The following is a 25,947-nucleotide window of genomic DNA, read 5'->3' as shown; positions in this document are numbered from 1 at the left end:
GGTTAGACAGTAGATCTGAGGTGACTTGATTGACGAAAAAGCAGTTAATATCGATTAAAGGAACAAAAGAAGGGCTTGTCTTACGTCTAGATGATCAGTGTTCATATACAGAGCTTTTAGAAGAGTTGGTGAAAAAGGTATCTGATGAAGGATTTGAAGGTCAAGCAGAAGTGCTATTGCATCTAGGATGTCGGTATTGCAATGATGAACAGGCCAAAGAAATTATCAATTGCGTGCAACAGACGGAGCATCTTCGCGTGACGAAAATTCAAAGTGATGTAATGACCGTCGAAGAATGCAATAGAAGATTACTAGAAAATCAGTCCGAGACGTATGTGGGAATCGTTAGGTCCGGCCAAATAATTACTGCCGTTGGGGATCTGGTTGTCATAGGAGATGTCAATCCAAATGGACGCGTTATTGCTGGTGGTAATGTATTTGTGCTAGGACGACTAAAAGGAATTGCCCATGCAGGGGCAAACGGCAATCGAAATGCGGTTATTGCTGCCTCATGGTTAGAAGCAACACACTTGATAATTGATAATGTCATAGAAACGATGACAGACGAGTTAACCGTTCTTTCCGAGCAACCGGAAATGGAATGTGCTTACTTACATACAAATGGGTCGATCGCAATTGATCGCCTGCAAGAACTACGATTATTAAGACCAAATCTATCGACATTTAAAGGAGGAAGCTAATGTGGGTGAAGCAATCGTAATAACTTCTGGGAAAGGTGGGGTCGGTAAAACGACTACAACTGCAAATCTTGGAACTGCATTGGCTCTACAAGGAAAAAAAGTTTGCTTAATGGATACAGATATCGGGTTACGAAACTTAGATGTTGTTCTTGGGCTTGAAAATAGAATTATTTATGATTTAGTAGATGTTGTGGAAGGACGCTGTAAAATACATCAAGCACTTGTAAAAGATAAACGTTTTGAAGACAAATTATATCTATTACCAGCTGCCCAAACAACAGACAAAAATGCGGTAAATCCAGAGCAAATGAAAGACCTTGTAAATGAGCTGAAACGAGATTATGATTACGTGTTAATCGATTGTCCGGCAGGTATTGAGCAAGGCTATAAAAATGCGATTGCTGGTGCAGATAAAGCGATTGTCGTAACGACACCGGAAATTTCTGCTGTTCGTGATGCGGATCGTATTATTGGATTGCTGGAACAAGAAGAAGCTATCGATCCACCGAAGTTGATCATCAATCGCATTCGTCAGCATTTAATGACAAAAGGCGAAGCGTTAGATATCAATGAAATCACAACGCATTTATCTATTGATCTATTAGGTATCGTAGCGGATGATGAAAGTGTCATCACTTCCTCCAATAAAGGAGAGCCTGTTGTAATGGATCCATCCAATAGAGCAGCACTCGGATACCGAAATATCGCCCGTCGTATTTTAGGTGAATCGGTGCCATTAATGTCTATGGACACGCCTAAAAAAGGTGTAATGTCTAAACTAAAATCTATATTTGCTAAATAAGCATAAATATAATTAAATAATTTCAAAGATTGATAGTGCATACCAGGTTGTCTAGCAGTGCTAGTAACAACCTGGTATTTATTTTTATCCAAATTAAAAGAGCGTATATAAGTATATGTCTAAAAAATGGCGTTATTTTCCCTTAAAAGGTAGGGAAGATAGGTTTATTTCGTCCAAATCGAAAAGAGGCTTAGAATTGAAAGTAACGGGTTAATATATTTAGTGTTCGCCACTTTTTTGTTCATGATTTTGTACTTGCCATCATACATTCCTACTAGGGGGAATGTTATGCTTTCAAAACGAAAATGGGCGCTTGCGTTACTATTTGTATCAGTCTTTTTTATAGTGGCATATCTAGAGGATAATAATACGTTATCGACCAACTATACAACAACGTTATTAGAGCCTCAAAAGCCAGCTGAGATGTATAAAAAAGTTAAAGCATGGGTGGACCAATCGGATAAAAAAATTAAAGTGAGTGCACCTGTGGCGAACCCTCCTTTAATCCAATATGAATCCATTCAACCTTTTGGTGACGGAGCCATTTTAGCTGTTGAACAGTCACAGGATTTGTATGCTTCAGAAAATGGACTGATTATTTTTACTGGATATAAAAAAGATACAAGTAAAACGATGTCTATTTTATATGATACAGGGGAGACTGCTACATTTGGTTTTGTAGCTGAATTTCACCAGCTACCGTATACAACAGTGAGTCCAGGAGATATATTTGCGACAGTTGAAAACGAATTACTATATATTGAAGTGGTCAAAGACGGAAAAAAATTAGAGATGAGCGAGCTTGTTGATTGGCTAGCAGCAACTTATGAATAAGTCAGTATATAAAGTGCATCCTATTATGATTCCGTTTTTCCTTTTTTTTTATTTGTCCGGAGAAATAGCTATCTATTCGATCGTCTTCGGCTCCTTGCTTATTCATGAAGCTGGTCACCTTATTGCTGCAAAATTAGTAGGGATAAAAGTTCGATCTTGTACGATATTACCGTACGGCGGAGAGATTAAGATGGAACAATTTTCAAAAGTACCAAAAAGTGGACAGCTTCTCGTTATTTTTGGTGGTCCCTTTTGTACCCTTTTGGTATTGGTTTTCAGTTATTTCATTGACTTTCCGCAAGATCGACTTGTTTTTTTTACACAATTAATTATTTTATGTTTAAATTTGCTTCCAATTTATCCTCTAGACGGTGGACGGGCTTTAGATGCGCTTTTTCCGGATAAGTATGAGATGCTAATAGGCTATTCCATTTGGATTAGTAGCCTAATTTTTTTCATTAGCTTAGCTTATTTTCCAAGAGCTGTATCGGTTTCGTTCATTTTTTTGTTTATCGTTTTGCAAAATATTATTTATTGGAGATTTCGAAAGTATAAGTTAGCATTTGATAGAATAACGAAAACTGCTTGACGCGGAGTTTTATATATGATAATATTCAAATGTTATTGTTTGTAGCAGCACCCGTTGCTACAACCGCACTGAGAAGGTTTAAGTACTCGATTGATCGAGTCACCTATTGAGGGCGAGTCTTAGTCTAAGAGGAGGTGCAAGTATGTACGCAATTATTGAAACTGGTGGTAAACAAATCAAAGTTGAACAAGGGCAAGAAATCTACATTGAAAAATTAGATGTGAACGCTGATGAAGTTGTAACTTTCGACAAAGTTTTATTCGTAGGTGGAAATGATGTTAAAGTTGGTGCTCCATTCGTGGAAGGTGCTAAAGTTACAGCGAAAGTTGTAAAAAATGGCAAAGCTAAAAAAATCATCGTTTTCAAATACAAAGCGAAAAAGAATTACCGTAAAAAACAAGGTCACCGTCAACCATACACTAAATTAGTAGTAGAATCTATTAGTTTATAAGATGATTAAAGTGATCATAACGAAAGATCAATCAGGTCTGATTCATTCATTTGAAATGAAAGGACATGCTGATTTTGCGGAACACGGAAAAGATTTAGTATGTGCAGGAGCTTCTGCTGTATCATTTGGTGCAGTGAATGCCATTATTGCACTTACAGAAATTACACCAATAATTTCGCAAAAAGGGGACGGCGGCTATTTATATGTCGAAGTACCGAGCATTTCAAATTCTGAAAAGGCAGCGAAAGTGCAGCTAATTTTAGAGTCAATGATTGTTTCTTTACAAACGATTGAGCAAGATTATGGTAAGTATATAAAAATAACCTTCAAAAAGTAGGAGGTGGAACATATGTTAAGATTAGATCTTCAGTTTTTCGCATCCAAAAAGGGAGTAGGTTCGACTCGTAACGGTCGTGACTCTCAAGCGAAACGTCTAGGCGCTAAACGTGCTGACGGACAATTCGTATCAGGCGGATCTATTTTATACCGTCAACGCGGTACTAAAATTCACCCTGGTGAAAACGTTGGACGTGGTGGAGATGACACACTTTTTGCGAAAGTTGACGGTGTAGTGCGCTTTGAGCGTTTCGGCCGCGACAAGAAAAAAGTAAGTGTATATCCTGTAGCTCAAGAAGCTTGATGATAAGAAAAGGACTGCATTTATGCGGTCCTTTTTTTAGGTTAGAGCAATAACAAGTCATTCCTGTTATACTTATGAGACAACAGCATAATAGGAGCGTGGTAAAATGAACGATAAAGAGATAACGATAAACAATGTACTGCGCCATTCTATGCATGATTTTCTAAATAGCTTACATTTAATACAAATGAATTTAGATATGGGCAGGGTTGAAGAGGCCAAAAAGTTAATAAGTAATTATTCTTCCAAATGTAATCAGTTTTTTGATATCAATAATATCGGTCTATCTCAAACAAACGAATGGTTACAAACGTTTAGTATGAGATATAATAAAATGACTTTAGTTGTTCAAACATCTCTTTTAAGTAGCGGAGCAAATAAATATGATGCTGCACTTCGGGAATACTTAGAATGTTTTCTTCAATCCATTTACCCGAATCTTAGAGGATATCAAGAGCAATTACTTAAAGTTCATATTAAGATGGATGAACAGCTAGAAATACAAATTGAAGTTCAAGGTGATTGGTCTTCTCAACCTTGGATGGAAGAATCATTTACAACTCTTTTCCAAATAGAGAAACAGGTAAATACAGAAAACGAACTTAAATTGAAGTTAATTGCAAGTGAAAGATTGGAGTGAAATAAATGTTTGTAGATCACGTGAAGATTTATGTAAAAGGTGGAGACGGCGGAGATGGAATGGTAGGATTCCGTCGTGAAAAGTATGTTCCTATGGGCGGTCCTGCTGGTGGGGATGGAGGAAATGGTGGAGACGTTGTTTTTGTCGTAGATGAAGGTTTGCGTACATTAATGGATTTCCGCTATAAACGTAATTTTAAAGCAACTCGTGGGGAACACGGAATGAGTAAAAATATGCATGGTGCAAATGCAGATGATTTATTTGTAAAAGTTCCACCGGGTACTGTCGTAACGGACGAAGAAACTGGAGTTGTTATTGCAGATTTAGTCGAGCATGGACAAAAAGCGATAATTGCAAGAGGTGGACGAGGCGGTCGAGGAAATTCCCGATTTGCAACGCCAGCTAATCCAGCGCCGGAGCTTTCTGAAAAAGGGGAGCCAGGCTTCGAGTTAAATGTTATATTAGAACTAAAAGTATTAGCTGATGTTGGATTAGTAGGTTTTCCAAGCGTTGGGAAATCCACTTTATTATCCGTTGTTTCTGCAGCTAAACCGAAAATTGCTGAATATCATTTTACAACAATTGTCCCGAATTTAGGAATGGTCGAAACAGAGGATCATCGTAGCTTTGCGATGGCCGATCTACCAGGACTAATCGAAGGAGCATCAGAGGGAGTAGGTTTAGGACATCAATTCCTACGTCATATAGAACGTACGCGTGTAATCGTACACGTAATCGATATGTCGGGAATGGAAGGTCGAGACCCATACGAAGATTATTTAACGATCAATGAAGAGTTAAAGCAGTATAATCTACGTCTAACGGAAAGACCTCAGATTATTGTGGCAAACAAAATGGACATGCCTGATGCGGAAGAAAATTTAAAAGCTTTTAAAGAAAAAGTGGGACCGGATTTGAAAGTTTTCCCAATTTCAGCAATTTCACGCCAAGGATTGCAAGAGCTATTATTTGCTGTAGCAGACTTGTTAGAAGTGGCACCAGAGTTCCCATTAGAACATTTAACAGAGGAAGAATCGGAAACATCTGTTATGTACAAGCATGAATCTACAAAAGAGAATTTCGAAATTTCAAGAGATGATGATGGAGCATTTGTATTATCTGGTGGATCAGTTGAGAGACTATTTAAAATGACTGATTTCAGCAGAGAAGATTCAATCCGCAGATTCGCAAGACAACTTCGAGGAATGGGAATCGATGATGCACTTCGCGAGCGCGGTGCAAAAGATGGCGATACGGTACGACTATTACAATTTGAATTTGAATTTATCGAGTAGGGAAAGAAGGGGAACCGCATGAAAGATGTAACTGGCCAGCGATTTTATTTAGTACGAGAGGATGTTTTAACCGAAGCAATGCAAAAAACTTTGGAAGCAAAGTATCTTCTCCAATCTGGGAAAGTATCTTCGATTTGGGATGCAGTAAAGGAAGTCGATTTATCCCGAAGTGCTTTTTACAAATATCGTGATGCGGTTTTTCCTTTCCATTCGATTGTTCAAGAACGCATTTTAACGGTGTTTTTACAGTTAGAGGACCGAGAGGGAACCCTTGCAAGGTTACTTCAACTTGTAGCAGGGTCATCGATCAATATACTCACGATTCATCAAACGATACCGATTCAAGGAAGAGCTAGCGTTACATTATCTCTAGATGTAACCGCAATGACTAAAGAATTAGATGAGTTTTTAAATGAAATGAAGCGACTAGATTTTGTAGAATCAGCAGAAGTGATTAGCTCCGGCGCATTATAAGAAAAGCGCTAGCGCCTTATAGAGGATTACAGTCTAAATTCGCGACATCGTGTCGCAACGACTGCATGACCTGCATCCTACAGGCCTTCGACAGGCAAATGTTCTTCCCCAAAGAAGTCGCACTTTGACTTCATTGGGGGAAGGTTATTTGACCCCGAGAGGCAAGGCGCTGGAGCTAGACAAAGAAAAGCGCTAGAGCTAGACATAAGGGGGATTTCAAATGGCAACTCAACAAGTGGCTTTCCTTGGACCGGAAGCTTCTTTTACCCATTTAGCATCGCAAGTTTTATTCCAACATGAAAAGTTAGTGCCGCTGCGGACGATACCAGAATGTATTGAAGCTGTTACAAGTGGAAAAGTTGATATTTCTGTTGTGCCGATTGAAAATGCTTTAGAAGGCACCGTACCACTTACAATCGATTATTTATATCATGAAGCAAATGTATCCGTTATCGCGGAAATACTTGCACCGATTCAACAACATTTAATGGTGCACTCATCTAATGCAAACAAATGGGAAGACATTCAGACGATCTATTCTCATCCACATGCATTAGCGCAATGTCATAAATATTTGTCTTATCGATTTGGCAAAGTTCCTCTTGAACAATCGACTTCGACTGCAGCTGCTGCAAAATATGTTTCGGAAAATAAACAGAGTTGTATTGCAGCGATCGGAAATACATCCGCTGCAACGGAATATGGCCTTCAAATTATGGAGCACAATATTCATGATTTTCATTTTAATCATACGAGATTTTTTGTACTCTCTAAAAAGAATGATAGTATCCAACGAGCAGGACATACAGAACAAGTAAAAACGACTATCATGCTTACATTGCCAAAAGATGATCGATCCGGATCATTACACCAAGTGCTTTCTGTTTTTGCATGGAGAAAGCTCAATTTAAGTAAGATTGAGTCAAGACCACTGAAAACAGGTCTGGGCCAATACTTTTTTATTATGGATATATTAGAAGATGATCAGGTTCCTATGATGCGAGGTGCGATGGAAGAGTTAGCGGCTCTAGGATGTGAAGTGAAGTCACTTGGATCTTATTATACATATGAAACGAAAGAGTCTGCAGACTAATATACAATAGAGAAAACGCAAGGAAGAAAATAATCCACTTTCTTCCTTGCGTTTTTTATTATCACTTAAAAATATAGACTGGTGGATAACTTTTTTCCTGCGGGCTTGCTGCACTACCGTAACATTTCTATTTTTTAGAATTGGTTGCTTTTATCCACATATTGGATTTTATATATAAAAGTGCCGCAGAAAAGCGTTCGTCCTGTAGCGGAATTTCAAGCGGTTACCACCTTGGGCCAGGCACTAGAGTTTTTACGATTCTTCTATTAAATACCCTTTCTTCCTAAGTGCTTCTATTCCTCGATTTAATATTTCCTCTGAGGGGGCAGAAAGGAGATGTAGGTGAACACCAGAAGTAAGTTCTAATAAGAAAGAGGCTTCTGTTTCTCTTACCTTTTTTAAAAACATCTCCACATCATGACGATTGGATACCATGATAGAAGAAGTGATTTCTCCGTATACAGGATGCTCTACTGTTACATTTTCTACTGTCACACCAACGTCTACCAACGTTTGAAGCTCATCTTCTGAATCTTTTGATTGGTGATTACATGCCACTTTTTTTTGAACATATGCACCAGCTTCCTTGTTTTGCATGAGCATATATCCTTGGCTTGTCGAAACAATTGGGACATTCGTTGCCTTTAACAACGTAATATCATTTACAATCACTTGTCGACTGACATTTGCTTGTTTAGCAAGATCTGAACCCGTAACTGGTTGTTCCTGCTCTACTAAATAGGAAAGTATCCAACTTCTTCGTTCTGCACCTTTTAATTTTTTCAATAATAACTCCTCCCAACTTGCATAACGACCTAGCTTCTATTCATAAGTTTATCATGAAGGGAAGTGCTTTTTACAAAAAATCTGTGTCCAATTTAGGTAGTTGCACATAGTTTAAGGAGAAGGGAAGGAGGAAGACTGTGCAAATTCATATTGTCGAAAAAGGTGACACGCTATGGAAAATTTCTCGAAGTTATGGTGTTTCTTTTGAAGAACTAAAGAGATTAAATGCACATCTTGCAAATCCGGAATATATCGTTCCGGGTATGAAGATATTTATTCCAGATACAAAAAGCATGGAATCCGTCAATCATCCATATAGCGAGAATCGCCCAGTTAAAAAAGAAATGGTGAAGAAGGAGGAAATGAAACCGCACCCTGTTCCACCAAAAGCACACCAGGTACCACCGAAGGCACAACAAATCCCGCCAAAAGCGCAACATGTGCCACCAAAAGCACAGCCGGTACCGCCGAAAGCACAACAAGTCCCGCCAAAAGCTCAACCTGTTCAACCGGTCCCGATTGCACCGCCGCCAGCACCACCTGTTAGGCCGCAACCGATGCCATCTTATTCATTGCCATATCACATGATGCCAGTTCCAGACTTAGATATGACCCCATCTCCGCAAGGCTGGAGACTAGTGGAATCAACATCTATTCATATTCAAGCGAATTTTACAGAGCGTGAAAAACCAGCACCACCGCCGCCAGCACCACCAGTTCAACAACAAACGCAACCAATAGCGCAAGAGCCGTCCCCTGTATTCGAAGAAATGTATCCATGCCCGCCAGAACAAGATTTTTCCTATATGTACCAATGTATGTACCCACAAATGCATCCTGGCATGCACCCACATATGCAAGCACATTTTGGTGGTTGCCCATGCGTACAGATTTGTTATGTACCGGTATATCCATGCCCACCATATCACCATCACCACCACTTTTAATAGTGAGTTATTATATTAAACAAATTAAAAAAAACGTATGGAAATGGAGAAATGAAAATGGGGTATTTTCTGTTAAGAAATATCCTTCGGAACAACAGGCGGAAAAAATTCGTTTTATTCACGATAAATTACAATATATAGAAGATCCATTTGTCTTGCCGGTAGTAGAATCTCCTCAACTGGATTTCATTATACAACCATGGTTTCAAGGGACACATACGGTAAATTACAGTAATGAGGAAGATCGGAAAGCTGTATACTCACTTCTTACTCGTTTGCATGAAACGAACGAAATAATTGATTGGGAAGATAGTAAGGTTCTTTATGCATTTAATTTGATATCTAAATGGCAAAATCGTTTATTAAAAATGAAAGAAATTTCTTTTTTCGTTGAATCCTTTATAGGAGTTAACAACACGAAAATACTATTGATGTATGGTGATATGGCATTAAAGGATATGAAAGCATTCGATATGAAGGACCGGACATTATTGCATGGAGATGTTGTACATCATAACTTCTTATCGGACGGTTCTGCTTATAAAATAATTGATTTTGATCTTGCCGTAATTGGACCAAAAGAAATGGAAAGTATTTTGTGGATGCATCGTGTCTTATCGGAAATAGATTATGATATTCATTTTTTAATGAGTGAATTTCCCATGCTCGAAACAATCGTGCATCAGCATAAAGAAGCGATGATGTATCCAAATGAATTATATCGAGAGTGGTTATATGCGTTTGCGTTACCTGTAGAACGAAAACAAAAGTTTATCGAACAGTTAGTACCATATACGAACAAAGCGTTAACGGAATGGCCTAATTTGTGCTATAATTTGAGTAAGCTTTGAGTCAAATCTAGTTGGAGTTGGTCGCTCGTTTTAAGAGCGGCCTTCTTTGTTTGTACATTTTGACTCCAGCTCCTAGCCAGTAGCTTATATTCCCTTAAGACAAAGGTTATCGCTTTGGATCCTTATGGTATACTAGATGTATTGATTGTGAGGGATTTTAGTATGTATGATTACATAAAAGGACAGGTTACACGAGTGACGCCTGAGTATGTTGTGTTGGAGCAACAGGGGATAGGATATCAGCTGTTTACGCCAAATCCATTTGCTTTTAGAAAGAGCGAAGAAATAATCCAAGTATTTACACATTTTCATGTGCGAGAGGATGCACAGCAGCTAATGGGTTTTTCAAACTTAGCGCAGCGAGAGTTGTTTCGAAAGCTTATTCTTGTTTCTGGAATTGGGCCAAAGGGAGCGCTTGCCATATTAGCAAGTGGTGAACCAACCCATGTTATTCAGGCAATCGAACGAGAAGATGAGACATTTTTGGTGAAGTTCCCGGGAGTAGGAAAGAAAACAGCTCGTCAAATGATCTTAGACTTAAAAGGAAAATTACATGATCTCATAGATTTGGAACACATCGAATTTGTAGACGATGAACCAACCTTATTTGTGGATAGCTCTGCTGACCATGAACTAGAAGAAGCCATGCTTGCACTTACGGCACTTGGCTATTCAGAACGTGAACTATCTAAAGTTCGTCCCAAGTTAAAAGACAATAAAGAACTTCAAACAACAGATGAATTTATGAAAAAAGCATTGCAATTATTATTTTCTGGGAAATAAGTAAAGCGCATGACTATGTCGCTAAAGAAGGGAGATTCTTGGCATGACGGAACGTGTGATTTCGAGCGAGATTTCTAATTATGATGAACCGTATGAGCAATCGCTTCGTCCACAATTATTAAAACAATATATTGGACAAGATAAAATAAAACATAATTTAGAGATTTTCATCGAAGCAGCAAAAATGAGAAGTGAGAGTTTGGATCACTGTCTTTTGTACGGGCCTCCAGGACTTGGTAAAACGACTCTTGCCTCTGTTATCGCGAACGAAATGGACGTTCAAATTCGGATGACAAGTGGGCCCGCTATAGAGCGACCTGGTGATTTAGCGGCTATCGTTAGTTCGCTTGAACCGGGAGATGTATTATTTATCGATGAAATACATCGACTGAATCGTTCCATAGAAGAAGTGCTATACCCTGCAATGGAGGATTTCTGTTTAGATATCGTAGTAGGAAAAGGTCCAGCGGCAAGAAGTGTTCGGTTAGATTTACCACCATTTACGCTAATAGGTGCAACAACAAGAGCAGGTTCATTATCTGCTCCACTTAGGGATCGCTTCGGTGTCTTGCTTCGATTAGACTATTATGATGAATATGCATTAACGTCGATTGTGGAAAGAAGCGCAGAATTATTTAATGCATCTATTGACTATGAATCTGCTGGTGAAATTGCAAGACGCTCGAGAGGGACGCCCCGTATTGCAAACCGTTTATTAAAACGTGTACGTGATTATGCACAAGTACGCGGCAATGGTCATATTTCATTAAATCTAGCAACAGAAGCACTGGAGCTTCTTCAAGTGGATCCACGTGGATTAGACCATATCGATCATAAGCTATTAATGGCTATGATTGAAAGGTTCAGAGGTGGTCCTGTTGGCTTAGATACGATTGCAGCAAGCATTGGAGAAGAATCGACAACGATAGAAGATGTGTACGAGCCTTATTTATTGCAAATCGGGTTTATACAACGATCTCCTAGGGGAAGAATAGTAACGCCGTCAGCTTACGAGCATTTAGGAATGCCGTTACCGATAGAAAGAAACGACTGATAAAGGATGTACGCCATATGAGAGTAGAAGATTTTGATTTTAATTTACCAGAAGAATTGATTGCACAAACACCATTACTTGATCGAACAAGTAGCAAGCTGTTAATCGCAGATTATCCGAAGAATACGTTTACACACACCCATTTCTCTGCTATTTTGGATGAGTTAAACGAGGGAGATTGTCTTGTATTAAACGACACGAAGGTAATGCCTGCACGTTTAATGGGAGTAAAGGAAGAGACTGGCGCAAATGTAGAAGTGCTATTATTGACACAAATTGAAGGAGATCATTGGGAGACGCTTGTTAAACCGGCAAAGCGTGTGAAAATAGGGACGACCATTGTATTCGGTGATGGGCTACTGCGTGCAGTTTGTACCGACATAAAAGAGCATGGCGGACGTATTTTCCGTTTTGAATATGATGGTGTGTTTTTTGAAGTATTGGACCAACTTGGGGAGATGCCTTTGCCACCATATATTCATGAAAAGCTGGAAAACAAAGATCGTTATCAAACAGTTTATGCAAAAGAACAAGGTTCGGCCGCGGCACCAACAGCTGGTCTTCACTTTACTGAAAACTTATTAGAGGAAATTCAAGCAAAAGGTGTTAAAATAGCGTTTGTGACACTTCATGTAGGTCTTGGAACTTTCCGTCCAGTAAGCGTGGATTCTATCGACGATCATGAAATGCATTCGGAATTTTATCGTCTATCGAAAGAAACTGCGAATACGATAAATGAAGTGAGAGCTGCAGGTGGAAAAATAGTTGCAGTAGGAACTACTTCTACCAGAACACTTGAAACGGTTGCAACTAAGTTTGATGGAGTATTGCAGGAAGATAGTGGTTGGACATCTATTTTCATCTATCCAGGATACGAATTTAAATGTATTGATGGAATGATTACTAATTTCCATTTGCCGAAGTCAACGCTCGTAATGCTTGTGAGCGCACTTACTTCAAGGGAATTCATATTGTCAGCATACAAGGAAGCAATCGATTTACGCTACCGATTTTTTAGTTTTGGAGATGCAATGTTTATAAAAGGAAGGAATTATTAAATGTCAGCAATTACGTACGAATTAATAAAAAAAGATAAGCAAACTGGTGCCCGCCTAGGTATCGTGCATACGCCACATGGTTCATTTGAAACGCCAACGTTTATGCCTGTAGGAACACAAGCTACAGTAAAGACGATGGCACCAGAAGAAATAAAAGAGATGAAAGCAGGTATTATATTAAGTAATACGTATCACTTATGGCTTCGTCCAGGACATGATATTATCCGAGAAGCTGGCGGACTGCATAAATTTATGAACTGGGATCGTGCTATTTTAACCGATTCTGGTGGATTCCAAGTATTTAGTTTAAGCGATATGCGTAAAATTGAAGAAGAAGGTGTTCACTTCCGCAATCATTTAAACGGAGATAAATTATTTTTAAGTCCCGAAAAATCAATGGAAATTCAAAATGCATTAGGTTCAGATATTATGATGGCTTTTGATGAATGCCCCCCGTATCCAGCTAGCTTCGAATATATGAAAGCATCTGTAGAGCGTACATCTCGCTGGGCAGAGCGTTGTTTAACAGCACATACAAATACGGATAAACAAGGTCTATTTGGAATTATTCAAGGTGGAGAGTACGAGGAGTTACGTCGCCAATCTGCACAAGATGTAATTTCGATGGATTTTCCAGGATATGCAATTGGGGGACTATCGGTCGGCGAGCCAAAAGATGTGATGAATCGTGTGCTTGACTTTACGACGCCTTTAATGCCGGATAATAAGCCGCGTTACTTGATGGGGGTTGGATCTCCGGACTCATTAATCGATGGTTCTATTCGTGGTGTAGACATGTTTGACTGTGTGTTACCAACTCGTATAGCTCGTAATGGTACATTTATGACTTCGAAAGGTCGTTTAGTTATTAAAGGAGCGGCATTTGCTCGCGACTTTGGACCGATTGATGAAAAATGTGATTGCTACACTTGTAAAAACTATTCTAGAGCGTATATTCGTCATTTATTTAAAGCGGATGAAACATTTGGACTTCGCTTAGCTTCTTATCATAATCTTCATTTCTTGATGAAATTAATGGAGAATGTACGACAAGCGATTCGTGAAGATCGTTTACTAGATTTTAAAGAAGAGTTTTTTGAAGAATATGGGTATAACAAACCAAATGCAAAAAACTTCTGATTCTTGTATACTATAAAGAGGTACGAAGGAGGGGAATTAATTTATGGATTTAGTAGGCTTATTACCGATAGTTGCGATGTTTGCCGTGATGTGGTTTTTCATCATTCGCCCAGCACAAAAACGTCAAAAAACTACAGCACAAATGCAAAATAATCTAAAACGTGGAGATCAAATCATTACAGTTGGTGGTTTACACGGAAAGATAGATGCAGTGGATGATCAAACAATCTTCGTAGTAGTTGCAGATGGCACTCGTTTACAATTCGAGCGCGTTGCAGTTGGACGAGTTGTATCAGAAGCAAAATAAAAGTAAAAGAACTTACTCAAAATATATGAGTAAGTTCTTTTTTTCTGGGCACAGTAAGGATGAGGTGATCATGTGCAAGATATACTTATCATCATGCTACGTACGATTATGCTATATTGGATTATACTGGGTATTTTGCGTGTAATGGGAAAAAGAGAAGTTGGAGAGCTAAGTATTTTCGATTTGGTTGTTTTCTTGTTAATAGCAGAGGTCGCTGCCTTTGCTTTAGATGATCCACATAGCAATTTTATTCATGCGCTAGTGCCAATGCTTATATTATTGATTATCCAAATTGGTGTTTCTTATTTTTCACTAAAAAGTAAAAAGTTTCGAGATACCATGGAAGGGGAACCTTCGATTATTATGAAAGAAGGAATCATCAATGAAAAGGAAATGCGAAAGCAACGATATAATTTAGATGATTTATTGCAACAATTACGTGAACAGCAAATTGGATCTATCCGATCTGTTTCGTATGCGTTTTTAGAGCCTTCTGGAAATTTATCTGTATTTAAAAAAGAGGAAGAACAGTACGTTTTTCCGCTCATTATTGATGGAGAAGTCCAGCAAGAGCACTTAGAAAGAATCGGAAAAAGTGAAAAATGGTTAATGGAAGAGCTAGAAAAGCAATCAATCAAAAGTGTAGAAAAGATATTCTATTGCAGTTATGAAGAAGATGCGCTTTATATCCAGCTTAAAACTTCCTTTTAGTTGTCCGAGCAATTTTCAGAATCACGGCTATTTCTTTTCGCTTAATCTGTCTAGATAAAACTAACCCGATTGTTAAAAATAGCAATGTGTACAAGCAATCAACTATCAAGGATCGATCGCCTATAGAAATAAGAAGTGGTCTTGCAATAATAGTGATCAAAAAAACTACGTAAGGTAGCACAAAAAATGAGAAACCAATTTGTGCTTCTTTTTTTTCTTTTAAAGAAGCGATATGTAAAAACGACGTGATTAATACGCCAAAACCAATCGCAACAATAGCCCCTTTTTCTTGGATAGAAACCTGGGATGCCAGAAAAAACAATAATAATAATTTTCCAACACCGCCATATAACGAATTTAAAAAGGCGGCTTTTGAATTATCTAATGCTTGGAGAATGGAAAATAACGGACTCTGAATATAATAAAAGAAAAATATTGGTGCCAATATCTTCATGTAAACAGTGGAATCCTCTACATGGAAAAGAGTCGAAACTAACTCACCACCATGCAAATAAAACAAAGTGGCAGCATAGCAGCCGGTTAATGTAGAAAATTTTAATGATAAATGAATTCTTTCTTTTAATAGAGAATGATCCCTTCTAGCAAACGCATCACTTACAGCTGGGATTAATACTATAGAAAGCGCATACGGAATGAAAGACGGAAACAGTAATAAAGGTATTAATACTCCAGAAATGACCCCATATAATGTAGTTGCGGCAATACTTGTAACACCTGTTACAGCAAGAGCTTTGATGAAAATAATCGGCTCTAAAAACCAAGTGAAAGATCCGAATAATCGACTCCCTGAAGATGGTAGAGCAATCGAGAATATAGGGGATAATGGATAATGCTTTTTCTCTTTTTCATAATGTTGCTTTGCTTTCCATTTATTATACTTCCACTGTAAATAGAGTAACGAAGCAACTTCAGCAAGCAGTGTCATACCCATTGCATAGGCTGCAGCTTCTTGAGGTGTAGAGGAAGTGAGTAATAAAGGTAACAAAAAGGTGATGAGCAAAATTCGAATAATTTGCTCCAACAATTGCGCTACAGCTGTTTCTTCTAAACGGGCAATACCTTGGAAAAAACCTTTAATGACACCACTTGCTGCTGCGAATGGAACAATCGCAATCGATACATACAAAGTCATCGTAATGGCATCATTTTTTAATAATTCACCAGAAATAAAAGGCGTGACAAATAAAAAAAATGGTGTAAAAATTAGGATAGAAACAACGGTAATAATTACAGAAGTCCGCATGACGGTGAAATACTTTGAAATTGCATTTCGTGTACGTAATTCAGCAATTATTTTAGCGATGGCAATGGGAATACCTAGCTGAATGAGCGATAAGAAAAAGATAAAAGCTGGGTATGCAGTCATATAAATCCCAACTGCCTCTTCGCCCGTTAACCGGACAAACTGCATTCGATAAACAAATCCTAAAAACTTAGACAAAAAAATGGAGAGCATTAACACAAGAGAACCTTTTAAAAAAGTCGACAAATAAACACTTCCTTCTCAAATACAGGAACATAGTTTACAATAACAATATGCTTCAAGTCTCGTATATTATTCGTTAAAGGGGTGCGGTATTTTGGAAAACATATATAAAGATATTTATACGCACGTGCTACCTGCTTTAGAAAGTAAAAAAAGTGAATTTGAAGTATATCAATATGCCACAGTAACGGAAAGTGACATTTGGAAATATTGCGTCTCTAAAAAATGGCGGAAAAAAGATATTGCCAAATTGCCTTTATACCAAATTGTCAATGATGTGCTTTCTGTTTCACCAGCAGAATATATGACGTATGAACAAATTGATCAGTTTAAAACGGAAAATTGGTTCTCAGAGATCAATCAAGAAGAACTTCAATTATTATTAAAGCCAAAAAATGTCGATGCATAAGTAACCGTTATTTGACAGTGAGCGCATCGTGTTTCATAATAAACTTGTTGCGTTTTTTTGAGGAGGAACATACATATGAAAACTAGAGGGCGTATAGTTGCGTTTTTATTACTCTTAGTTATTTTTGCAGGGACAATCAGCCCTACTGTTAGTGGAGTATTAAATAATATTAAACTTGGTTTGGACTTGCAAGGTGGATTTGAAGTTCTTTACCAAGTAGAAGAGTTAAAAGAAGGACAAGAAATTACAGATGAAGTAGTATCAGCTACTGCAGCAGCTCTTTCGAACCGTATTGATGTATTAGGTGTAAGTGAACCTAGTATTCAAATAGAAGACGGACATCGTATTCGTGTTCAGCTTGCTGGAGTAGAGGATCAGAACTCAGCAAGGGAAATTCTTTCTACGCAAGCGAATCTAACTTTCCGTAATTCAGATGATAACATTATGCTAGATGGAGCAGATTTAAAAGAAGGTGGAGCAAAGGATGCTTTTAACCAACAAGGGCAACCTATTGTTACATTAGAACTTAAAGATGCTAGTAAATTTGCGGATATAACATCCGAAATTGCTGCTAAACCAGCGCCGGATAATGTATTAGTAATTTGGATGGATTTTGAAGAGGGTGTCGATTCATACGCTGCTGAAGTGATGAAGCCAGATCCGAAATTCACATCGAATCCTAGAGTTTCTCAGCGTATTAATTCTAATAGCGTAGAAATTTCAGGTTCTTTCACTGTAGAAGAAACAAAGAATTTAGCAGGTGTTTTAAATGCAGGTGCTCTACCGGTTAAGTTAAAGGAAATTTATTCTACATCTGTTGGTGCACAGTTCGGTGAAGAAGCATTAAATAGTACAATTCTTGCTAGTATTATCGGGGTTGCCGCTATTTTTATTTTCATGATTTTCTATTACCGTTTACCAGGTGTAGTAGCAGTTGTATCTTTAGTAGTTTACATTTTCTTGATTTTGGTCATTTTTGATTGGATTAATGGTGTTTTAACGCTTCCAGGTATTGCAGCGATTGTGCTCGGTGTCGGGATGGCGGTAGATGCCAATATCTTGACGTATGAACGAGTAAGGGAAGAATTACGAGTTGGTAAGTCCGTTAAGAAGGCATTTGACGCCGGAGCAAAAGAGTCATTTTCAGCGATTCTTGATGCTAACATTACAACTCTCCTGGCAGCAGCTGTATTGTTCTACTTTGGTACAAGTTCTGTTAAAGGATTTGCAACGCTGTTAATCATAAGTATATTAGTTATCTTCATTACTGCGGTTTGGGCATCACGTATATTATTAGGTTTGCTCGTTCACAGTGGTTACTTTGATAATAAACCAGGTTGGTTTGGCATTCCGAAGAAACGTATGCACGCTCCGGAAGAAGAAGTGGATACACTTGACTTAACGACGAAATTTGATCGTTTTGATTTTGTTCACAGTCGTAAAATTTTCTATATTGCTTCGATCACTTTAACGATTGCGGGAATTATTATCTTAAGTGTATTCAAGTTAAATCTCGGAATTGATTTCTCAAGTGGAACTCGTGTAGATATTCAGTCTACAGAGCCATTAACGAAAGAAATTGTTTCAGAAAAACTAGATAAAATCGGTTTATCTTCTGATGATATCGTTCTTTCTGGAGATAACAATGAAATAGCAGTAGTAAGCTATAATGAGGATTTCACTCAAGAAGAAGTTAAAACAATGAAAACGACAATGACCGAAGAGTTTGGTATCGATCCAGCTGTCAGCAGTGTATCTCCAACGGTTGGTCGGGAGCTTGTGAAAAATGCGATTCGTGCGCTTCTTTTTGCAGCAATAGGAATTGTTATCTATGTTGCATTCCGTTTCGAATGGAGAATGGGTTTAGCTTCCATCGTCTCGTTATTACATGATGCATTTTTAATGGTTTCGATATTCAGTATTCTACGCTTAGAGGTAGATATTACATTTATAGCCGCTGTACTGACGATTGTCGGTTATTCGATCAATGATACGATTGTTACGTTTGACCGTATTCGTGAAAATTTACATCGTAGCAAGAAGATTACTAACGAAGATGAACTTGCTTTAATTGTAAACAAATCATTACGCCAAACGCTTGGACGTTCTGTAAATACGGTGTTAACTGTTATTTTAGTAGTTGTGGCGCTTCTACTATTTGGGGCAGGTGGAATTCAAAACTTCTCCATTGCTTTATTAATAGGATTAATCGCAGGTACGTATTCTTCTATTTTTATCGCTGCTCAGATATGGTTCGATTTGAAAGCGAAAGAGTTACGTAAAACAGGCGGACTTGATGTGAAGAAAGATGAGAAAAAATGGGGTTCTGATGAGCCGGTAGTTTAAGGTTTAACTATTTTCAGGAACAGGGTATATGTTATATATACTCTGTTCCTTTTTGTTTTAAAATTTGCGGAGATAGGCTCATGCGCTTTTTTATGGTAAAGTAAAAAATAAAAGGGGTGTCGAGATGAAATTTCAATGGTCGTTATTATTTGGATTAATATTTGCAGTAGTTATTGCATTATTTGCGGTATACAATGTCGATGCAGTACCTGTCAATTATGTTTTTGGTACAGCTGACTGGCCCCTTATTTTAGTAATATTAGGCTCTGCATTACTAGGAGCACTTTTAAGCGGTACCGTTGCAATCTATCGTTCTTTTATGCTATCAAGAAAAGTAAAACATCTTGAAAAAGAGCTAGAGAAGAAAGAGGCATCTATCAGTGCTTTGCAAAATGAAATCGTTGTTCATCAAGAAAGATCACTAGAAGTAGTAGAAAAACCAACAGAAGTAAAAAATGATTTAAGTTGAATCAGCAAAGGAGTTGTTCCAAAATGTTCTTTTGGAGACAACTCTTTTTTAAGTTATAATAGATTATAAGGAAGTGAGTATATGATTCAATCTCAAAAAAAGTGGAGTATTTCGAGACCAGACGAACAACTAGTTTCCGCACTAGAGCGTGAACTCTCCATCCCTAGTGTATGTGCAAAAGTGTTAGTATCTAGAGGTTTTGAAAGTGTAGAAGATGCAAAAGAGTTTTTATATATAACGGAAGAACAGATACATAATCCATTTTTGCTGACTGGAATGGATGCCCTAGTAGCGCGCGTTCATCAGGCAATAGACGCAGATGAGCGTATTATGGTGTACGGTGATTACGACGCGGACGGCATTACAAGTACGTCAGTTATGATGAAAACATTGGAGGCACTAGGTGCTGATGTGTTGTTTAAGATTCCTAACCGTTTTGTCGATGGTTACGGTCCTAGTGAAAGACTATTTCAAGAGGCTTTTGATGAGGGAGTCACATTAATCATTACAGTAGATAACGGCATTTCTGGCCATACAGCCATTCAATTTGCAAAAGATTTAGGAATGGATGTGATCGTAACAGACCACCATGAACCAGGAGAAACGTTGCCGGCAGCAGATATTATTATTCACCCAGGATTACAAGATACATTGTATCCATTTCCTCATTTGGCTGGTGTTGGGGTTGCTTTTAAAGTGGCACATGCTCTAATTGGAGAAATACCGAAAGAATTCTATTACTTAGTAGCAATCGGAACAATTGCGGATTTGGTTTCATTGACTGGAGAAAACCGTTATTTTGTCCAACAAGGAATAAAACAAATGCAACGAACCGATTCTATAGCAATAGAGGCGCTTGCAAATGTGAGTGGTGCAGATATATCGACGATAAATGAAGAAACGGTTGGATTTATGTTTGGTCCCCGCATTAATGCAGTAGGTAGATTAGGTGAGGCAGCACCTGGTGTTGAATTATTTTTAACGGAAGAGCCGAACTATGCATTAGCGATCGCCAATATGTTAAACGAAAAAAATAAAGAAAGACAAGCAATTGTTAAAGAAATCACTGATGAAGCAGTAGAAATGATTGACGAAGCGAATGTGGTAGATGGTCCTAGTGTGATCGTTGTCGGTAAAAAAGGTTGGAACCCTGGAGTACTAGGAATTGTAGCTTCCAAACTGGTAGAAAAATATTACCGACCTGCCATTGTTCTTGGCTTTGATGAAGAAAAGCAAATAGCAAAAGGTTCAGCTCGTAGTATTGCAGGTTTCCATATGTATAAAGAGATTGCCAAAAACAGCGACATTGTACCCCATTTTGGTGGGCACCCAATGGCAGCTGGTATGACTTTACCTCTGGAGCACGTAGAAACGTTTCGTAAACGACTAAATGAACAGGCTATACTAGTTCTAACGGAAGAGCAATTAGTCCCGATTGTTTCTATAGATGTTCCGCTGGAAATGGATGAAATTTCAACCGAATCTATTGAATCGTTAAAACAACTTGCCCCATTCGGAATGGATTTTACAAAGCCAGTATATTGTATAGAAAATGTAGAAGTTTCCTCCATACGTAAAATTGGGTCTGCACAAAACCATATCAAAATGGAACTGAAGCAAGGTGTTACGTTATTAGATGCAATTGGATTTGGTAAAGGAGAACTAGTAGATGAAATTGCTCCTGCGACCAAACTATCCTTTATAGGCGATTTGCAAATTAATGAATGGAATGGACGAAAAAAGCCACAGCTGATGATTCAAGATGCAAAAACAAATGAATGGCAGCTTTTTGATATCCGCGGGATACGTCAAGTGAATCGTTGGCTACCTACGATTCCTCTTGAACAAACTGTGTTTGTTGCATTCCATGAACAGACGGTCGCTCACTATAGATCGGTTATTCCAAAAGATATATGGCTAAGCGCAGAATTGATGGAACAGCAAGTCCATGCTCAGTTTATAACTATATTAGATTTGCCATCTACTGAAAAAGAGCTAACTCAATTGCTAGATTACCAAGAGTGGCAAAGGATATATGTACATTTCTATGCAGATGAGTCTACGTATTTTGAAGGTTTACCGACACGAGAACAATTTAAGTGGTACTTCTCCTTTTTATCAAAACGCAAAACATTTGCATTAAAGCAACATATACATGAATTATCTAAGCATACTGGCTGGAGCCAAAAAACAATTAATTTCATGTCAAAGGTGTTTTTTGAACTTAATTTTGTTAGAATAGAGGGTGGGTCGTTGGTTATGAATGAGCATCTTACTAAACAAGATTTATCGGAAGCACCAGCGTATCAACAGCGTGCAAATGAAATTGAGCTTGAACAGAAGCTATTATATGCGCCATACATTGAACTGAAACAATGGTTTGAAGAGCGAAGAGCAGGGCAAACCGTTCCTGAGGAGGAGCAAAAATGGATTTAAAGCAATACGTAACAACTGTTGAAGATTGGCCAAAACCAGGTATTAGTTTTAAGGATATTACAACAATTATGGACAATGGGGAAGCATACAAATATGCAACCGACCAAATTGTAGAATATGCCAAAAAAGTAAATGCTGATATTATCGTTGGACCAGAAGCACGTGGATTTATCATCGGATGCCCGGTAGCATATTCACTTGGAATAGGTTTTGCTCCTGTCCGAAAAGAAGGAAAGCTTCCAAGAGAAGTAATCCGTGCAGAATATGGCTTAGAATATGGCAAAGATATTCTGACTATGCATAAAGACGCGGTTAAACCGGGCCAGCGTGTACTAATTGTCGATGATTTACTAGCAACTGGTGGTACAATTGATGCAACCATTCGCTTAGTAGAAGAATTGGGTGGAGTCGTAGTAGGATGTGCTTTCTTAATCGAACTTACATATCTGGAAGGACGAAAGAAGCTAAAAGATTACGATATTTGCACATTAATGCAGTACTAAATAAGGGCGGACTTTACAAGTCCCTCTTTTTTTTTATAGAATATAACTTATATATCATTTTTAGTAAAACGCCTTGGCGTATTTGATAAATTTTAAACGAAATCAGGTGAGCACAGCTTGGCAAAAGATCAAGTGAAGACAGCAGAAGATGTTTTCGAGACACTTTCCACTTATATGAACGAAGAGCATGTAAATTTTGTGAAAAAGGCATATGAACTTGCAGAGCATGCCCATCGAGAACAGTTTCGTAACTCTGGCGAACCGTATATTTTACATCCCATCCAAGTAGCCGGAATCTTAGCTGATCTTCAGATGGATCCAGAAACCGTTGCAGCTGGTTTTCTACATGATGTGGTAGAAGATACCGAATATACACGAGAAGATATTGTCCGAGAGTTCAATGAAGAAGTTGCACTTCTAGTAGATGGAGTAACTAAACTCGGCAAGATTAAATATATGTCCAAAGAAGAACAACAAGCAGAGAATCATCGTAAAATGTTTATCGCCATGGCACAAGATATCCGAATAATACTTATCAAGCTTGCGGATCGTTTACATAATATGCGTACATTAAAACACCTACCAGAGGCTAAACAGCGTCGAATTTCCAATGAAACATTAGAAATTTTTGCACCACTAGCCCATCGACTAGGAATTTCTGCAGTGAAGTGGGAATTAGAAGATACGGCGTTACGTTACTTAAATCCACAGCAATATTATCGTATCGTTAACTTTATGAAGAAAAAACGTACGGAGCGTGAGGCTTACTTAAAGGATGTCATGAATGATATTCGTAAGCAACTCAATGAGATGGAAGTAGTCGCAGATGTATCTGGTCGACCAAAGCATATTTATAGTATTTATCGCAAAATGGTTGTACAAAATAAACAGTTTAATGAAATTTACGATTTACTCGCAATGCGAATTATTGTCAAAAGCATTAAGGATTGCTATGCAGTTTTAGGGGTTATCCATACATTATGGAAACCGATGCCTGGACGATTCAAAGATTATATTGCAATGCCAAAGCAAAATCTGTATCAGTCTCTCCATACTACAGTTATTGGTCCTAATGGAGATCCGTTAGAAGTGCAGATCCGTACAGAAGAGATGCATAATATTGCTGAATACGGGGTTGCAGCTCACTGGGCATATAAAGAAGGTCGTAAAGTAGAGGCAAAACCAACGATCGATTCTAAACTGACGTGGTTTAGGGAAATTCTCGAATTCCAGCAAGAATCTTCGAATGCCGAAGAATTTATGGAGTCCTTAAAATTCGATCTATTCTCCGACATGGTATATGTGTTTACACCAAAAGGAGATGTTGTCGAGCTGCCCGCAGGATCAGTGCCGATTGACTTTGCTTACCGTGTGCATTCCGAAGTTGGCAATAAAACAATTGGCACGAAAGTAAATGGTAAAATGGTTCCACTCGATACAAAGCTAAAAACAGGCGATATAATTGAGGTATTAACTTCTAAACAATCCTTTGGACCAAGCAAAGATTGGTTGAAAATTGCGCAATCCTCCCAGGCAAAAAACAAAATCAAACAGTTCTTTAAAAAACAACTGCGAGATGAAAACATTATAAAAGGGAAAGAACAAGTAGAAAAAGAAATTAAAGCGCAGGAATTTGATATAAAAGAAGTATTAACCTCTGAAAATATTAAGCGTGTTTGTGAAAAATATGCCTTTGCAGGAGAAGAAGATTTATACGCAGCTGTTGGCTTTAATGGTATAACAGCTCAGCAAGTAGTGAACCGTCTAGCTGAAAAAATGCGGAAAATTCGTGATCAAGAAGAAGCACTTGAAAAAATTACAACAGAAATGAAAGCACCCGTTACTAAAAAAACAACCGAATCAGGCGTTATAGTAAAAGGAATCGAGAATTTGCTAATTCGTCTGTCACGTTGTTGTAGTCCTGTTCCTGGAGATGATATTGTTGGATTCATCACGAAAGGCAGAGGCGTGTCTGTTCACCGTGCAGATTGCCCGAACTTACAAAGTGATGATGCGCATTCTAGAATTATTGAAGTTGAGTGGGAACAGTCGGATGTACCGATGAAAAAAGAGTATCAGGTGGACATTGAAGTTTCCGGTTTTGATCGACCAGGTTTATTAAATGAAGTATTACAAGTGGTAAATGAATCGAAAACAAATATTGCAGCTGTAAATGGCAAAACGGACAATGATATAGCGAGTATCCATTTAACAATCCTAATTTCAAATATTGCCCATTTACACAAAGTAGCGGAGCGGATTAAACAGTTACCAGATGTCTATTCCGTTCAACGGATTATTAACTAAAGGAGTCACCGTATTATGAAAGTGTTGCTACAACGTTGTCAAAATGCCAGTGTTACTGTGGATGGACAAGTGACAGGAAAAATAGATCATGGATATGTATTATTGGTAGGCATTACATCAACAGATAGTGAAAAAGAAATAAATTATTTAGTAGATAAGATTGCTGGCTTGCGTTTATACGAAGATGATGAAGGAAAGATGAATCATTCAATCATAGAAGTAGGTGGCTCGATTCTTTCTGTTTCTCAATTTACATTATATGCAGATACACGAAAAGGTAGAAGACCTAGCTTTATAGAAGCAGCCCGCCCAGAAATAGCGAAACCATTATGGGAGTTGTTTAATGAGAAGCTTCGTGATAAAGGATTCACTGTGGAAACAGGTGTTTTTGGGGCAATGATGGATGTGACACTCACCAACGATGGCCCTGTGACGATTATGTTAGAAGCATGATGGCGAGCTAAGTATCCAAAGTACAAAATATTAATGCAGAATGTTTAGTTAGTACTATTACCGAGATATTTAGATACGATGGGGCGCTAGCTAGGCTAGCGTCCCATCGTATTTTTCGGTAATACTATTACTAACTTTCCGTCGGACTGCAAAAAACCTTAATAAACAAAATGCTAAAGCTTCAGGCTAATGAGAGAATAGATAACCTTCTAATACATTAAAAAGCAGCCAAAGATGTGATCTGACCCAATAAAGTTAGACAAATATTTTAAGAAGCTTCAAGGACCTGAGTTCGGTATTCTACTGGACTTAGGTCTTTTAATTTTGCCTTCATTCGTTTATGGTTGTAATACTCGATATA

29 protein-coding genes and 1 other annotated feature are annotated in these 25,947 nt (G+C 38.1%); of the genes, 26 read left to right on the top strand and 3 right to left on the bottom strand.

The window, feature by feature from the left end:
* The first annotated feature begins 29 nt into the window (after positions 1-29).
* The 11 genes from minC to pheA all read left to right on the top strand — a co-directional run bounded on the left by minC (position 30) and on the right by pheA (position 7,519).
* Positions 30-701: a septum site-determining protein MinC gene (minC, locus tag FG382_RS09300; protein WP_142538633.1), complete on the top strand. Its 672-nt coding sequence runs from the start codon at positions 30-32 to the stop codon at positions 699-701.
* Between the two features lies 1 nt (position 702).
* A complete protein-coding gene (minD, locus tag FG382_RS09295; RefSeq protein ID WP_142538632.1) occupies positions 703-1,503 on the top strand; it encodes a septum site-determining protein MinD in 801 nt (266 codons plus the stop codon).
* Between the two features lie 288 nt (positions 1,504-1,791).
* Positions 1,792-2,337: a hypothetical protein gene (locus FG382_RS09290; protein ID WP_142538631.1), complete on the top strand. Its 546-nt coding sequence runs from the start codon at positions 1,792-1,794 to the stop codon at positions 2,335-2,337.
* On the top strand, positions 2,330-2,926 hold the full coding sequence (locus tag FG382_RS09285) for a metalloprotease (RefSeq protein WP_142538630.1): 597 nt from the start codon (positions 2,330-2,332) through the stop codon (positions 2,924-2,926). Before FG382_RS09290 ends, FG382_RS09285 begins: the two co-directional genes overlap by 8 nt.
* A gap of 51 nt (positions 2,927-2,977) precedes the next feature.
* Positions 2,978-3,056 (top strand) — a sequence feature (ribosomal protein L21 leader region).
* Positions 3,057-3,068: 12 nt separating this feature from the next.
* The gene (gene rplU / locus FG382_RS09280) at positions 3,069-3,377 is read left to right on the top strand and encodes a 50S ribosomal protein L21 (protein ID WP_142538629.1); all 309 of its coding nucleotides are present in this window, start codon (positions 3,069-3,071) and stop codon (positions 3,375-3,377) included.
* Position 3,378: 1 nt separating this feature from the next.
* Entirely contained in the window at positions 3,379-3,714 is a 336-nt protein-coding gene (locus FG382_RS09275; protein ID WP_142538628.1) for a ribosomal-processing cysteine protease Prp, read from the top strand.
* Positions 3,715-3,726: 12 nt separating this feature from the next.
* A complete protein-coding gene (rpmA, locus tag FG382_RS09270) occupies positions 3,727-4,017 on the top strand; it encodes a 50S ribosomal protein L27 (protein ID WP_142538627.1) in 291 nt (96 codons plus the stop codon).
* 106 nt (positions 4,018-4,123) lie between these two features.
* Entirely contained in the window at positions 4,124-4,657 is a 534-nt protein-coding gene (locus FG382_RS09265; protein ID WP_142538626.1) for a Spo0B domain-containing protein, read from the top strand.
* 5 nt (positions 4,658-4,662) lie between these two features.
* Positions 4,663-5,952 (top strand): GTPase ObgE, encoded by a 1,290-nt coding sequence (gene obgE, locus FG382_RS09260; RefSeq protein ID WP_142538625.1) that lies wholly within the window; start codon positions 4,663-4,665, stop codon positions 5,950-5,952.
* Positions 5,953-5,970: 18 nt separating this feature from the next.
* A complete protein-coding gene (locus FG382_RS09255) occupies positions 5,971-6,426 on the top strand; it encodes an ACT domain-containing protein (protein WP_142538624.1) in 456 nt (151 codons plus the stop codon).
* Positions 6,427-6,646: 220 nt separating this feature from the next.
* Complete coding sequence (gene pheA, locus FG382_RS09250) at positions 6,647-7,519, top strand: prephenate dehydratase (protein ID WP_142538623.1); 873 nt, start codon at positions 6,647-6,649, stop codon at positions 7,517-7,519.
* A gap of 252 nt (positions 7,520-7,771) precedes the next feature.
* Here pheA and FG382_RS09245 read toward each other — a convergent pair whose 3' ends face one another.
* Entirely contained in the window at positions 7,772-8,305 is a 534-nt protein-coding gene (locus tag FG382_RS09245; RefSeq protein ID WP_142538622.1) for a transcription repressor NadR, read from the bottom strand.
* 137 nt (positions 8,306-8,442) lie between these two features.
* Between FG382_RS09245 and FG382_RS23355 the strand changes: the two genes are divergently transcribed.
* The 8 genes from FG382_RS23355 (at position 8,443) to FG382_RS09205 (ending at position 15,156) form a co-directional block, all read left to right on the top strand.
* On the top strand, positions 8,443-9,252 hold the full coding sequence (locus tag FG382_RS23355) for a LysM peptidoglycan-binding domain-containing protein (RefSeq protein WP_188713332.1): 810 nt from the start codon (positions 8,443-8,445) through the stop codon (positions 9,250-9,252).
* Complete coding sequence (locus FG382_RS09235) at positions 9,186-10,103, top strand: phosphotransferase (protein WP_142538621.1); 918 nt, start codon at positions 9,186-9,188, stop codon at positions 10,101-10,103. The genes FG382_RS23355 and FG382_RS09235 overlap by 67 nt, the downstream gene beginning before the upstream one ends.
* 162 nt (positions 10,104-10,265) lie before the next feature.
* Complete coding sequence (gene ruvA / locus FG382_RS09230; protein ID WP_142538620.1) at positions 10,266-10,886, top strand: Holliday junction branch migration protein RuvA; 621 nt, start codon at positions 10,266-10,268, stop codon at positions 10,884-10,886.
* A 43-nt stretch (positions 10,887-10,929) separates the two neighbouring features.
* Positions 10,930-11,940 carry a Holliday junction branch migration DNA helicase RuvB gene (ruvB, locus tag FG382_RS09225; protein ID WP_142538619.1) on the top strand — a complete coding sequence of 337 codons (1,011 nt, stop codon included), beginning with the start codon at positions 10,930-10,932 and terminating at the stop codon, positions 11,938-11,940.
* A 17-nt stretch (positions 11,941-11,957) separates the two neighbouring features.
* Positions 11,958-12,998 carry a tRNA preQ1(34) S-adenosylmethionine ribosyltransferase-isomerase QueA gene (queA, locus tag FG382_RS09220; RefSeq protein ID WP_142538618.1) on the top strand — a complete coding sequence of 347 codons (1,041 nt, stop codon included), beginning with the start codon at positions 11,958-11,960 and terminating at the stop codon, positions 12,996-12,998.
* Entirely contained in the window at positions 12,999-14,138 is a 1,140-nt protein-coding gene (tgt, locus tag FG382_RS09215; RefSeq protein WP_142538617.1) for a tRNA guanosine(34) transglycosylase Tgt, read from the top strand.
* 43 nt (positions 14,139-14,181) lie between these two features.
* Positions 14,182-14,445 (top strand): preprotein translocase subunit YajC, encoded by a 264-nt coding sequence (yajC, locus tag FG382_RS09210; protein ID WP_142538616.1) that lies wholly within the window; start codon positions 14,182-14,184, stop codon positions 14,443-14,445.
* 72 nt (positions 14,446-14,517) lie between these two features.
* Complete coding sequence (locus FG382_RS09205) at positions 14,518-15,156, top strand: DUF421 domain-containing protein (RefSeq protein ID WP_142538615.1); 639 nt, start codon at positions 14,518-14,520, stop codon at positions 15,154-15,156.
* Here FG382_RS09205 and FG382_RS09200 read toward each other — a convergent pair.
* Positions 15,140-16,618, bottom strand: coding sequence for an oligosaccharide flippase family protein (locus tag FG382_RS09200; protein ID WP_244950530.1), 1,479 nt, complete (start codon positions 16,616-16,618; stop codon positions 15,140-15,142). The two genes, FG382_RS09205 and FG382_RS09200, sit on opposite strands and share 17 nt — an antisense overlap.
* Positions 16,619-16,757: 139 nt before the next feature.
* Between FG382_RS09200 and FG382_RS09195 the strand changes: the two genes are divergently transcribed.
* The 7 genes from FG382_RS09195 (at position 16,758) to dtd (ending at position 25,586) form a co-directional block, all read left to right on the top strand.
* Positions 16,758-17,072: a post-transcriptional regulator gene (locus FG382_RS09195; protein ID WP_142538613.1), complete on the top strand. Its 315-nt coding sequence runs from the start codon at positions 16,758-16,760 to the stop codon at positions 17,070-17,072.
* A gap of 75 nt (positions 17,073-17,147) precedes the next feature.
* Positions 17,148-19,418 (top strand): protein translocase subunit SecDF, encoded by a 2,271-nt coding sequence (gene secDF / locus FG382_RS09190; protein ID WP_142538612.1) that lies wholly within the window; start codon positions 17,148-17,150, stop codon positions 19,416-19,418.
* 124 nt (positions 19,419-19,542) lie between these two features.
* Positions 19,543-19,887, top strand: coding sequence for a LapA family protein (locus tag FG382_RS09185; RefSeq protein ID WP_142538611.1), 345 nt, complete (start codon positions 19,543-19,545; stop codon positions 19,885-19,887).
* An 81-nt stretch (positions 19,888-19,968) separates the two neighbouring features.
* Positions 19,969-22,323, top strand: a complete 2,355-nt coding sequence (gene recJ / locus FG382_RS09180) for a single-stranded-DNA-specific exonuclease RecJ (RefSeq protein WP_142538610.1) — start codon at positions 19,969-19,971, stop codon at positions 22,321-22,323.
* A complete protein-coding gene (locus tag FG382_RS09175; RefSeq protein WP_142538609.1) occupies positions 22,314-22,826 on the top strand; it encodes an adenine phosphoribosyltransferase in 513 nt (170 codons plus the stop codon). The genes recJ and FG382_RS09175 overlap by 10 nt, the downstream gene beginning before the upstream one ends.
* 117 nt (positions 22,827-22,943) lie before the next feature.
* A complete protein-coding gene (locus tag FG382_RS09170) occupies positions 22,944-25,133 on the top strand; it encodes a RelA/SpoT family protein (protein WP_142538608.1) in 2,190 nt (729 codons plus the stop codon).
* A 15-nt stretch (positions 25,134-25,148) separates the two neighbouring features.
* The gene (gene dtd / locus FG382_RS09165; protein ID WP_142538607.1) at positions 25,149-25,586 is read left to right on the top strand and encodes a D-aminoacyl-tRNA deacylase; all 438 of its coding nucleotides are present in this window, start codon (positions 25,149-25,151) and stop codon (positions 25,584-25,586) included.
* A 268-nt stretch (positions 25,587-25,854) separates the two neighbouring features.
* On the opposite strand, the gene FG382_RS09160 is transcribed toward dtd, so the two are convergent.
* Positions 25,855-25,947: IS3 family transposase (locus tag FG382_RS09160; protein ID WP_142538606.1), on the bottom strand; the 93-nt coding region annotated here is incomplete at its 5' end.

It is taken from the genome of Psychrobacillus lasiicapitis (genome assembly GCF_006861795.1).
Classification (GTDB): Bacteria; Bacillota; Bacilli; order Bacillales_A; family Planococcaceae; genus Psychrobacillus; species Psychrobacillus lasiicapitis.
Note: the sequence above shows the minus strand (reverse complement) of the source record. Positions and strands in the feature narration are given on the sequence as shown.